The 12,296-nt window shown below is 67.7% G+C and carries 9 protein-coding genes; 8 read left to right on the forward strand and 1 reads right to left on the reverse strand.

From position 1 onward, the window contains the following. Nucleotides 1-30: 30 nt before the first annotated feature. Entirely contained in the window at nucleotides 31-1,578 is a 1,548-nt protein-coding gene (gene murJ, locus BM355_RS00600) for a murein biosynthesis integral membrane protein MurJ (protein WP_245760497.1), read from the forward strand. 11 nt (nucleotides 1,579-1,589) lie between these two features. Here the strand turns inward: murJ and BM355_RS00605 are convergent, their stop codons facing one another. Beyond that, a complete protein-coding gene (locus BM355_RS00605) occupies nucleotides 1,590-2,609 on the reverse strand; it encodes an ATP-grasp domain-containing protein (RefSeq protein ID WP_245760498.1) in 1,020 nt (339 codons plus the stop codon). Between the two features lie 508 nt (nucleotides 2,610-3,117). On the opposite strand from BM355_RS00605, the gene rpsL reads away from it, so the two are divergent. The 7 genes from rpsL (at nucleotide 3,118) to BM355_RS00635 (ending at nucleotide 12,206) form a co-directional block, all read left to right on the forward strand. Beyond that, nucleotides 3,118-3,492 carry a 30S ribosomal protein S12 gene (gene rpsL, locus BM355_RS00610; protein ID WP_091692838.1) on the forward strand — a complete coding sequence of 125 codons (375 nt, stop codon included), beginning with the start codon at nucleotides 3,118-3,120 and terminating at the stop codon, nucleotides 3,490-3,492. Beyond that, the gene (gene rpsG, locus BM355_RS00615; RefSeq protein ID WP_091692840.1) at nucleotides 3,492-3,962 is read left to right on the forward strand and encodes a 30S ribosomal protein S7; all 471 of its coding nucleotides are present in this window, start codon (nucleotides 3,492-3,494) and stop codon (nucleotides 3,960-3,962) included. The genes rpsL and rpsG overlap by 1 nt, the downstream gene beginning before the upstream one ends. 140 nt (nucleotides 3,963-4,102) lie before the next feature. Continuing rightward, nucleotides 4,103-6,217, forward strand: coding sequence for an elongation factor G (gene fusA / locus BM355_RS00620; protein WP_091692843.1), 2,115 nt, complete (start codon nucleotides 4,103-4,105; stop codon nucleotides 6,215-6,217). A 306-nt stretch (nucleotides 6,218-6,523) separates the two neighbouring features. Next, the gene (gene tuf, locus BM355_RS00625; RefSeq protein WP_091692845.1) at nucleotides 6,524-7,714 is read left to right on the forward strand and encodes an elongation factor Tu; all 1,191 of its coding nucleotides are present in this window, start codon (nucleotides 6,524-6,526) and stop codon (nucleotides 7,712-7,714) included. 146 nt (nucleotides 7,715-7,860) lie between these two features. After that, nucleotides 7,861-11,574 carry a hypothetical protein gene (locus BM355_RS00630; RefSeq protein WP_091692848.1) on the forward strand — a complete coding sequence of 1,238 codons (3,714 nt, stop codon included), beginning with the start codon at nucleotides 7,861-7,863 and terminating at the stop codon, nucleotides 11,572-11,574. A 9-nt stretch (nucleotides 11,575-11,583) separates the two neighbouring features. After that, the gene (locus tag BM355_RS14755; RefSeq protein ID WP_260060503.1) at nucleotides 11,584-11,712 is read left to right on the forward strand and encodes a hypothetical protein; all 129 of its coding nucleotides are present in this window, start codon (nucleotides 11,584-11,586) and stop codon (nucleotides 11,710-11,712) included. Beyond that, nucleotides 11,709-12,206, forward strand: coding sequence for a DUF3817 domain-containing protein (locus BM355_RS00635; protein ID WP_091692851.1), 498 nt, complete (start codon nucleotides 11,709-11,711; stop codon nucleotides 12,204-12,206). The genes BM355_RS14755 and BM355_RS00635 overlap by 4 nt, the downstream gene beginning before the upstream one ends. Nucleotides 12,207-12,296: the final 90 nt, after the last annotated feature.

A 12,296-nucleotide genomic window follows, 5' to 3' on the forward strand; every position in this document is an offset into this window, starting at 1 on the left:
TCGGCCGAGGCATGCTGGAAGGACGACGAGGTGGCTGGACAGAATCGGTGGAGCATCTCCCGGGCAGCGGTGGTGATCACGGCACTCACCGCGATATCGACGCTGCTGGGATTCGTTCGGGACGTCGTCATCGCGAGCGTGTTCGGTGCCGGCCCAGAGTTGGATGCCTTCCTGGTGGCCCAGGGCCTGATGACGTTGCTCCTGGGTCTGATCGCCACGGCCGTCGCGAAGTCGGTCACCCCGACTGTGGCTCGAGAGGTTGCGGAGGAGCGCACGGACCCTGGACGATGTGTCGGGCACCGCAGCTTCGACACGGCGTTGACCGTGACCCTGGTCGTCCTCGGGGTGAGTGCGATGCTCCTCGGCCTGTTGGCAGGTCCGGTCACCTCAGTGATCGCACCGGGTTTCTCGGATGACCAGGCACAGCTGACCGCCGGGCTCACTCGGGTGATGCTGGTGGCGACCGTGCTGATCGCCGGCACCAACCTCATCGCAGCGCTGGTCCAGGCGCATGGACGATTCGTCTGGTCGGCACTGGAGGGCGTCCCGTTCAATCTTGCGATGATCACGGCAGCCGCGCTCTTCGGTCCGGACCATGGAGTGAAGGCGCTGGCCGTGGGCTTCGTGGTCGGCTCCGCACTCCGTCTGCTGATGCAGCTTCCCCCGGTCCGACGACTCAGGATCGGTCTGCGGGCCCGCCTGGATCTCCGGGACCAGGGGTTCCAGGAGATCGCTCGTCTGGTGCCGGCGATGCTGGTCGGGACGGCCATCGTCAACGTCAACACGATGGTCGACCGCGCTGTGGGTTCCACGGTGGGGGACGGGGCGATCACGGCCTTGTCCTTCGGCTGGCGGTTGATCCATCTCCCAGAGACGCTCATCATCACCGCGCTGCTGGTTCCTCTCTACCCGGCCTTGGGGGCCGCCGTCCGAGCCCAGGATGAGCTCCGCCGTCTGGTGGGCCGAGGACTGGACGTCTCACTCACGGTGCTCACGCCCGTGGCGATCGTGCTGGCGGTGACGGCAGTGCCTCTGGTCACTCTGGTCTTCGGCCGGGGTGCATTCGACGGGCATGCCGTCATGCTGACAGCCACCGCCCTCGCCTGGTACGCACCGGGACTGGTGGCCTTGGGCTGCCGGGCCATCGTGGTGAAGGCCTCATACTCGATCGGGGATCCGAGTGCGCCGATGGTCGTGGCTGTCGTGGCCATGGTCGTCAACGTGGTCGGTGACATCGTCTTGGCACCGATCATGGGGGTGGCGGGGATCGCCTTGGCGACCACAGCATCTCTGGTACTGGCCGCAGTCGTGAATCTGATGCTGCTGCACCGTCGCCACCAGGCGGTCGACATCCGGGCGGTCGGGGGACTGGTGTCCCGCACTGCGGCCCTGGCACTGGTCTCGGGGACGGCCGGGGTCCTCCTGGCGGCATGGACACAGGGGATGGCTCCGGCGGCAGCCATCCTTCTGACGGCCGGTGTGGTGTCCGTCGTCTTCTATGGGGGAGTGATCCTCCTGCGGGGACCGGAACGAGCCGTCCTGAGCGACGTCTGGCGCATAGCACGTCGTCGACGTTGAGCTCAGGGTGATCAGCGGATCCCTGGCCGGAGGCGTTCTCCGACCAGCCGCAAGGTCGGGCCCAGGTCAGTCCAGTCCCAGACGCTGTGCCGTGCGGTCGCGGCCCAGCGCACCGTGTCCGCGGCGTCGCGCAGCAGCCCGCCGCGGCGCTCGACCCAGGCGCGACGGAGATCGGCCGCTGCCCACGAGTACCGATGTCCTGAACGTCCGTCCGCGAGGGTTTCGCTGGAGTGGCCCAGCGTGCGTTGTGCCCAGGAATGGGCGATCCCCGGACGAGCGGTCTCAGCCAGCGCCATCGATCCATAGAATCGCCCGTTGAGGTCGATCAGGTGTGCCGTGCCGCTGGCATCCTGGAGGAACTGAAGCTCGACCAGACCCTCCCACCCCAGGCGCTCAAGCAGTCGCTCTGCGCGAGCGGCGAGCTGGTCGTCGACGGGGACTGTCTCGGCACGTGCTGACACTCCGGTGGGGGTAGGCCAGATCCTAGGGCTGACCTGCTGGACACGGCCGTCCAGTCGACCGTCGTAGAAGAGTCCGATCAGAGCCATCAGCCGACCGTCCACGGGGGCCTGGAGGATGGGTTCGATGCCGTGGGACCGGAGGTGCTCCATGCGTTCCTGAGCGCTCCGGGTGTCCGGGAACCTCCGGGCTTCGATGCGCAGTGGGTGACTCTGGCCCGGTTGCCAGTGCGAGCGTGACTTCACCACGACCGGCCCGTCCCACGACGCGATGACGTCCGCTGTGGCCGGCTCGGTCCGGGGCACATCGAGCCCGACGGCCGATGCTGCGCGGGAGAGGCTGACCTTGTCCAGGGCGGCCACGACGGCATCCCAGGACGGGTGGGCGATCTGGGCATCGAGGTGATCACGGTACAGGGACAGGGCGGCCATCCAATCGTCACCGGCACCGAAGACGACGTCGTAGTTGCCTTCGCTCACTGCCGACCTCACACCGTCGATGAAGGCCAGGCCGTCCCCTCGGGGGCGTTCCACCGCATGGGCCCGGGTGCAGGCCGAGGTCGAGGCGAGCATTCCACGCCCCCCGGGGGTCCCGACGCCTACGGTCCAGCCGGCGCGATGCAGGGCTCGAACTGCGGCCAAGGATCCGCGGTCACGTCCCGTACTGACGACGAGGACTCGGCCTGTCGGTGTGTCGGGCCGGGGCGAAGAAGACGTCGAGGCTGCAGGTCCGCTGGTCATTGCTTCATCGTAGTGACGCGAGATGATGGGTACATGAGAGGCGAGGGCCGTGCAGAGGGCGTGAGGGAGGGACCCGGTTTTCGGGTGGGGGCACATGCTGTTAGACTCAGATCAATTGTTTTGTGTGTGGCACTAGGGACACGGTCCGGGTTGCGGGGTTCTTGCGCAACGAATGCCACACTTTAGCACGCCTACGGTCGTTCACGCCGAACCCCCATGGGTGCGAAGAAACGACCACCAGCAGTCCAGTGCGCGGGACAGACCCGTGAACACGTGCAGATCATGCCTGAGGGCGGACATCGCGCGGGGCTGAGAACATCACCAACGGAAGAGACCAAGAGTGCCTACGATTCAGCAGCTGGTCCGCAAGGGCCGCTCACCGAAGGTCGTCAAGACCAAGGCTCCTGCTCTGCAGGGGAACCCCATGCGTCGTGGCGTGTGCACCCGCGTGTACACCACCACCCCGAAGAAGCCGAACTCCGCTCTGCGCAAGGTCGCCCGTGTCCGCCTGAACGGCGGCATCGAGGTCACCGCGTATATCCCGGGTGAGGGACACAACCTGCAGGAGCACTCGATCGTGCTCGTGCGCGGCGGTCGTGTGAAGGACCTGCCCGGTGTCCGCTACAAGATCGTGCGCGGCGCACTGGACACCCAGGGTGTCAAGGGCCGCGGCCAGGCCCGCAGCCGCTACGGCGCGAAGAAGGAGAAGAAGTAATGCCTCGTAAGGGTCCCGCGCCGAAGCGCCCCCTCGTCGTCGACCCGGTCTACGGGTCACCGCTCGTCACTCAGCTCATCAACAAGGTGCTGATCGACGGCAAGAAGTCCACCGCAGAGCGCATCGTCTACGGTGCCCTCGAGGGTGCCCGCCAGAAGACCGGTTCGGATCCGGTGGCCACGCTCAAGAAGGCCATGGACAACGTGAAGCCGGCCCTCGAGGTCCGCTCCCGTCGCGTCGGCGGCGCCACCTACCAGGTCCCCGTCGAGGTCAAGCCCGGCCGCTCCACCGCCCTGGCCCTCCGCTGGCTGGTGGGCTACTCCAAGGCGCGCCGCGAGAAGACCATGACCGAGCGTCTGATGAACGAGATCCTGGACGCCTCCAACGGTCTGGGCGCTGCGGTCAAGAAGCGCGAGGACACCCACAAGATGGCCGAGTCCAACAAGGCCTTCGCCCACTACCGCTGGTGACGCTGATCGTCCGGGGCCGCGCTCGCGCTGCCGGCCCCGGACGAGGTCAACCACACCGGTCCTGAACGGACCGACGTCAGGGCTCCGCAAGGGGCCACCACCCCTCCAGGACCCACACCACCCAAACCAAGGGAGACACCGTGGCACAGGACGTGCTTACCGACCTCAAGAAGGTCCGCAACATCGGCATCATGGCGCACATCGATGCGGGCAAGACCACCACTACCGAGCGCATCCTGTTCTACACGGGTGTCAACCACAAGCTGGGCGAGACCCACGACGGCGCCTCCACCACTGACTGGATGGAGCAGGAGAAGGAACGCGGCATCACCATCACCTCCGCCGCGGTGACCTGCTTCTGGAACAACAACCAGATCAACATCATCGACACCCCGGGCCACGTGGACTTCACCGTCGAGGTGGAGCGCTCCCTGCGCGTGCTCGACGGCGCTGTCGCCGTGTTCGACGGCAAGGAGGGCGTGGAGCCCCAGTCGGAGACCGTGTGGCGTCAGGCGGACAAGTACAACGTCCCCCGCATCTGCTTCGTCAACAAGATGGACAAGCTGGGCGCTGACTTCTACTTCACCGTGGACACCATCATCAACCGTCTGGGCGCCAAGCCCCTGGTAATGCAGCTGCCGATCGGTGCCGAGAGCGACTTCATCGGTGTCGTGGACCTGCTGTCCATGAAGGCCTTCGTCTGGGAGGGCGACGCCAAGGGCGACGTCACCATGGGCGCCAAGTACGAGATCCGCGACATCCCCGCCGATCTGCAGGAGAAGGCTGAGGAGTACCGCTCCCAGCTGGTCGAGGCCGTGGCCGAGACCTCCGAGGAGCTGATGGAGAAGTACCTCGAGGGCGAGGAGCTCACCGTCGAGGAGATCCAGGCCGGAGTGCGTCAGCTGACCATCAACGCCGAGGCCTACCCGGTGTTCTGCGGCTCGGCCTTCAAGAACCGCGGTGTGCAGCCGATGCTGGACGCCGTGGTCGCCTACCTGCCGAACCCGATGGATGCCGGTGAGGTCCACGGCCACGACGTGAACGACGAGGAGAAGGAGCTCACCCGCGAGCCCTCCAAGGACGCTCCGTTCTCGGCCCTTGCCTTCAAGATCGCCGCTCACCCCTTCTTCGGTCAGCTGACCTTCGTGCGTGCCTACTCCGGCACCCTGAAGCCGGGCGACCAGGTGCTGAACTCCACCAAGGGCAAGAAGGAGCGCATCGGCAAGCTGTTCCAGATGCACGCCAACAAGGAGAACCCGGTCGAGGAGGTCGTGGCAGGGCACATCTACGCCGTGATCGGCCTGAAGGACACCACCACCGGTGACACCCTGTGCTCCATCGCAGACCCGATCATCCTGGAGTCCATGTCCTTCCCGGACCCGGTGATCTCCGTGGCGATCGAGCCGAACTCCAAGAACGACCAGGAGAAGCTCTCCACCGCCATCCAGAAGCTCTCCGCTGAGGACCCCACGTTCACCGTGAACCTCAATGAGGAGACCGGTCAGACCGAGATCGGCGGCATGGGGGAGCTGCACCTGGACATCCTGGTGGACCGCATGCGCCGCGAGTTCAAGGTCGAGGCCAACGTGGGCAAGCCCCAGGTCGCCTACCGCGAGACCATCAAGAAGGCTGTGGAGAAGGTCGACTTCACCCACAAGAAGCAGACCGGCGGTTCCGGCCAGTTCGCCAAGGTGCAGATGAACTTCGAGCCCCTGGACACGGCCGAGGGCGAGACCTACGAGTTCGTCAACGCCGTCACCGGTGGCCGCATCCCGCGCGAGTACATCCCCTCGGTGGACGCCGGCATCCAGGACGCCATGCAGTTCGGCATCCTGGCCGGCTACCCGATGGTGGGCGTGAAGGCCACCCTCGTGGACGGCGCCTACCACGATGTCGACTCCTCTGAGATGGCGTTCAAGATCGCCGGCTCTCAGGTCTTCAAGGAGGGCGTGCGCAAGGCCAACCCTGTGCTGCTCGAGCCGCTGATGGCCGTCGAGGTCCGTACTCCGGAGGAGTACATGGGCGAGGTCATCGGTGACCTGAACTCCCGTCGTGGACAGATCCAGTCCATGGAGGACGCCGCCGGCGTCAAGGTCGTCAAGGCCCTGGTCCCGCTGTCGGAGATGTTCGGCTACATCGGTGACCTGCGCTCCCGCACCCAGGGACGCGCTGTGTACTCGATGACGTTCCACTCGTACGCTGAGGTTCCCAAGGCTGTGGCGGACGAGATCATCCAGAAGAACCGCGGAGAGTGATCTGCCGCCCACGCGGCAGCTGATCTCGAAGCACAACAGACATGTCCGTCACGGGTGGCACTGCACCACGTGGTGCCACCCGGAACGGACACGGTGGACCGGCCGCATCCCGGAGGTCGATCCACCTGCAGGACGGAAGGTCTGGTCCGCCCCTTCAGGCGGCCCGGCTGGCCTGAACCAGGACCGGTCCTGACCGAATCCGGGGATTTCATCAACAGCACATCTGACCAGTAGACTTTCCCAAGTTGTCAGCACGCCACCCGCGGCTGAGAAGTCTTCTGAGATGAACAGTTCTAGGAGGAACCTGTGTCGAAGGCAAAGTTCGAGCGGTCCAAGCCGCACGTCAACGTCGGTACCATCGGCCACGTCGACCACGGCAAGACCACGCTGACCGCCGCTATCTCGAAGGTCCTGTACGACAAGTACCCGGACCTGAACGAGCAGCGCGACTTCGCGACCATTGACTCTGCTCCTGAGGAGCGTCAGCGCGGCATCACCATCAACATCTCCCACGTGGAGTACCAGACCGAGAAGCGTCACTACGCACACGTGGACGCCCCCGGTCACGCTGACTACATCAAGAACATGATCACCGGTGCGGCCCAGATGGACGGCGCCATCCTCGTGGTCGCCGCCACCGACGGCCCCATGGCCCAGACCCGCGAGCACGTGCTCCTGGCCCGCCAGGTCGGCGTGCCGGCACTGCTGGTGGCCCTGAACAAGTCGGACATGGTCGAGGACGAGGAGCTCCTGGAGCTCGTCGAGATGGAGGTCCGCGAGCTGCTGTCCTCCCAGGAGTTCGACGGTGACGAGGCTCCGGTCATCCGCACCTCGGGCCTGAAGGCTCTCGAGGGCGACGCCCAGTGGGTCAAGTCCGTCGAGGACCTGATGGACGCTGTGGACTCCTACATCCCGGATCCGGTCCGCGACAAGGACAAGCCGTTCCTGATGCCGATCGAGGACGTCTTCACCATCACCGGCCGCGGCACCGTGGTCACCGGTCGTGCCGAGCGTGGCACCCTGGCGATCAACTCCGAGGTCGAGATCGTGGGCATCCGCCCCGTGCAGAAGACCACCGTCACCGGCATCGAGATGTTCCACAAGCAGCTCGACGAGGCATGGGCCGGCGAGAACTGTGGCCTGCTGCTGCGCGGTCTGAAGCGTGACGACGTCGAGCGCGGCCAGGTCGTCGTGGCCCCGGGCTCGATCACCCCGCACACCGACTTCGAGGCGAACGTCTACATCCTGTCCAAGGACGAGGGTGGCCGTCACAACCCGTTCTACTCGAACTACCGTCCGCAGTTCTACTTCCGCACCACCGACGTCACCGGCGTCATCACGCTGCCCGAGGGCACCGAGATGGTCATGCCCGGCGACACCACCGAGATGACGGTCGAGCTGATCCAGCCGATCGCCATGGAGGAGGGCCTCGGCTTCGCCATCCGTGAGGGTGGCCGCACCGTGGGCTCCGGCCGCGTCACCAAGATCACCAAGTGATCTGACGGCGGTCTGACACCGTCATAGACAGGACCCCCGCAGCTTCGGCTGCGGGGGTCCTGTCGTCTGTGGACAACTCCTGGGCCCTGTCCCCTCACCAGTAGGCTGGGGGAGCGGACCGGCCCTGGTCGGCGGAGGGGGAGTCCATGGACATCGTCGTCGCGCTGCTGATCGGCGCTCTCGTGGGGTGGCTGATCGGCCGCCGCCGCGCGGCAGCCACGGGGAGCCGGCAGGCCGATCTCGCCCGGGCCTGGCAGGAAGGGTACGACGCCGGCTCCCTCGTCTCCCAGCGTGATGTCACGCTGGCTCAGGAGCAGCAGGGCAGGTCGGGTGGCACGCCTGAGCGGTCACCGGAGCAGCTGCACGCCCCCGGGTCCTGGCCGACCCCACCGAAGCGGTCCCCGTCCGCCGGCGTCTGGTCGCCATCGCCTCCGGCAGATCAGCTCAGCCCAGCAGGGCAGTTGCCCACGGCATCACCGGGAACGTCCCAGCCCGCGCCGCCGGCGTGGCGGCCGGCCACGGATGAGGAACTGGCACAGGAGCGTCGTCGCCGGGACCACCGCAATGTGAACATCACCCTGTACGCCGCCTGCCTGATCCTGGTCGCGGCGGCGTCACTGTTCATCGGCACTGCCCTTCCTGCTTCGGCGAGGATGATCGGACTGGCCGCGGTGACCGGGCTGTTCTATGTGGGGGGTCTGATCGTGCACACCACCAGCCGCAGGGTCCGCCCCGCAGCCGCGGCGTTCACCGGAACCGGTCTCGCACTGGTGCCGATCTCCGGGTTGGCCCTGGACCTGCTCGTCCTGCACCGCCCCGCGCTCTCCTGGTTCATCACCTCTGCTGTCGGCACGGTGCTGATGGTGGTGGCCGCCGCCAGACTGCGCAGCAGGGTCGTGGCCTATCTGGCGGTGCCGTTCCTGCTCTCCACGGTGATCGCCTCCGGAGCCGCCGTGCAGCAGGGGATGGTGTGGGGGCTCACTGCATCGATCGCTCTGGCCACCGTGATGGCCTGGCTCACCGCAGACGAGGCGCGTGTGCGCTGGCTGCCCGAGGAGTTCCGCCGGGCCCTGGGCGATCTGCACCACTGGGTCACCCCGGGCGTGGTGCTGCTGGCCATGGTCGTCGGATCCTGGCTGGAGCCGTTGCACTTCGTGGTGCTGCTGCTGGCCGCTGGCGGCTACTACGTGACCGTGGCGGTGCTGGGGCGCTCAGCCCGTCGCCTGTATGCGGCCTACGGCGCCCGCCTGTGCATCACCGCCGCCGTGGTGGCCTTCGTCTGGATGCTGGACGCCTCGGTGCAGGTGATGGCAGGGGCCCTGGCCATCGCCCTGGGAGTCCAGGTCCTGGTCACCACCCTGGCCCTCTGGCGGGACCGCCGATCTCCAGGGTCGCTGATGCGTGCCGGATTCCTCCCCGCCCACACCGGTGCCCGGGCCGATCAGCTTGCTGGCCTGGGACTGCTGTGGATCCTGGCGCTGGTCGCTCAGGTCACGCTGCAGGACGGTGTGGCGGTGCCGGTCAGTCTGACGTGGGCCCTGCTCGTCCTGCTGACCGCACTGGCCGCGGTCCTGGGGCTGCTGCGGCCGACGACCATCGGTGAGTCTGTCGGATGGCAGGCTGCCTCTGCGGTCGCTCTGGTCCCGGGTGTCCTGTTCCCCGTGGCGCAGGGCCCATGGAGGCTGATCACCGTGGTCGCCGTGGCGGCCTCCCTCCAGCTCCTGTGGGCCGTCCTGCTGCGCCGGTCGGGTCCGAGGACCAGGATCGACGTGAAGCTGGCACCGGACCTGACCGCGGTCCTGGTCCTGATCCTGGTCGGGCTGCTCGTGGACCGCTGGGACGGGACCGGTCCGCAGTCGTGGCCGACCGTCGTCGTGGCGGTGCTGTCCGTGGCCTGGGCCACCGTCCGTGCCTTCCGACCAGGTGAGCCCGAGGACGCCCTTGAGGCCGGCGTGTGGTCAGCGTTCATCCTCGTCGGGCTCGGGGCCACGGTGTTCGCCGTCGCCGAGACGAGGGACTCGTCCGTGGTCCAGACGCTCGTGCTCGTCCTGATGCTGGTGGCCGGTGCCGGGGCCCTGTGGTGGCTGCGGGGGCGTGGGCCAACGGCGGTGGAGGGAACGGCACGCCGGAGCGAGCCGCGTCTATCCGCGCCGCTGGGACTGGTGCTGGGCACGACCTGCTCGGTGATGCTGACCGGCTGGGCGATCTTCGCCGTGAAGGGCTTCGCTGGGCTGGAGGTGACCTCCTTGGTGGTCGTCTCCTGCTGGCTCACACTGCTGGGGCTGCTGAGCACCGGTCGGCTGGGGGAGTCGATCAGGATGACGACGATGATCGCCGGCCAGGCAGTGCTGGCGGTCGCCGTCGCCGCGCTGGTGGACCTGCTCGGTGCCGACGCGGCGGCGTCCCGCGGCGCCGCTGCCCTCACGCTGGCCGGTGGGCTGATGCTCCGGCACCTGCTGCGGCATCGCGGAGCGGTGCTCGGCGGCGGAGCGTGGTCCGCGGTGGTCGTCACCGGAGCGCTGGCGGCGCTGTGGGCGATCGAGGCCGTGGACACCCACGACCGGGCAGCACTGACCGTGATCGCCCTGAGCCTGGGGATGGCCGGTGGTGTGCTCGGCCGGGCCCGTGGAGGTCACTGGGCGCTGTTGACTGCGGTGGTGGTGGGAGTGGCCGGGCTGTCCGACCTGATGCTCCTGCGCCAGGGCGGATGGCTGCCTGAGCCGTTGTTCTCGGCGGGGGCCGCTGCAGCCGTCTTCCTGCTGCTCGTGCTGAAGCTGACCGTGGACGAGGCGCGGCAGGACAGCCGGACCAGTCGACTGTTCCGGCCCGTGGCCTCAGCGGTGCTCTGGTCGGTGGCCCTGCTCTGTGCCCTGGTGCCCGAGACGCAGTGGGCGATCCTGGTGGTCGGGGCAGCAGTGGCGGCGTTGGTCTGCTACGTGCTGGCGCGCAGTCGGAGCGTGGCGCTGCTGGTGCTCGGGACGGTGCTCGCGGTTCCGTCCGCGGTGGCGCTGGTGCTGGCGTGGGGGAGAGCGGAGGCCATCGGATCGCTGGAGGATCGATGGTGGGCAGCGGCGGTGGGTGTGATCACGCTCGGTGTGCTCTGTGGATGGGCGATGCTGGACCGCCGCCGGACGGAGTCGACGGTGCTGTGGGACCGCGCAGCCGTGCTCGAGTACGGGGGACTGGCGGTCCTGCTGGCCGGTGGACTGGTGTCTGCGGCATCACCTGATGTCGCCGTCATGATGACCGGCTGTGCACTGACGGCGCTGGGTCTCTGGATCCCGGTGCTGTGGTGGACGAGGGACGCCGACCCGTTCCCCACGTCCTGGCGCCGACATGCCCTGGACGGTGCCGTGCTGGCCACCGTGATGCTGGGCCTGTACGCCTGGTGGCAGGCGGCTGAGGTCGAGCGCGTCCTTCAGGCCAGCTGGTGGAGCATGCAGCTGGTGGCGCTGACGCTGGCCAGCCTGGCAGGGGGCCATCTGCGCGATCGGGTCACAGCGGCTGTGCGGCGGCGCCGGGCCACCCTCTGGGGCGGCGCGGCGGCCACCGTGATGACGGCGGCGAGTGCACTGGTTCTGGTGGACGGATCCACGCTGATGCAGCTGGTGAGTCTGCTGCTCTTCGCCGCACTGATGGTGGTGGGACTGACCACGCGGACTGCCCTGTTCACCTGGTGGGGAGCTGCCGGGGTCACGCTCGCCGTCCTCTGGTTCCTGCGTGGCTACACGGTGCTGTGGCTCACGTTGCTGGGGGTGGTGCTGATCGGCCTGGCCGTCCGCCAGCTGATGCGCGGCGCGCGGGAGGACTGGAAGGAGCCGAGTCCCACGGACCAGGTGGATCCGCTGGAGCACCGGTAGGCTGGGGGCATGGAGATCGTCATCGCCCTGGTCGTGATCGCCGCCGTCGTGGTCCTGGTGGTCCGTGGCCGCCGCACCTTCAGCTCAGAGATCGAACGCGCCAAGCGCATCCGCAGGGCGAACGAGAACGGTCGATGACCGCCATCGTCGAGCGCTCCAGCGGCACCGTCCTGCCCGGTCCACGCGCTCTGTACCGCGTCTTCGCCACGGCGGAGATGATCACCTGGGCCCTGCTGATCACGGCCATGGTGCTCAAGTACAGCGGGGTGACCGAGGCGCTGATGCCGGTGTTCGGCGGCCTGCACGGCTTCGTCTTCCTCAGCTACTGCGTCATCACGGTGGGCGTGTGGATCAACCAGCGGTGGAGCCCCGCCGCCGGTCTGCTCGCACTGGGATCGGCGGTCGTGCCCTTCGCCACCGTGCCGTTCGAGCGGCACCTGCATCGCCGGGGGGAGCCGGACCGGACCTGGCGCCTGGCGGACGGCCGCAGTGAACCGCGAGGCTTCTGGGAGTCACTCGAGGCCTGGGTCCTGCGCCATGTGGCGCTGGCAACGGTCCTGGCGATGGCCGTCGTCGGGGTGGTCTTCGCCCTCCTGCTGATCGCCGGTCCGCCGTGGGAATGGTTCGCCTGAGCCGCGCTGGATCCCTCCGGCAGGTGTGACCTGCGCCCGGTTGGCGCGAGGGCCGCGGATCTGACATACTAGACAAGTTGCTCAAGTGCC

Source organism: Micrococcus terreus, assembly GCF_900116905.1.
Classification (GTDB): Bacteria; Actinomycetota; Actinomycetes; order Actinomycetales; family Micrococcaceae; genus Citricoccus; species Citricoccus terreus.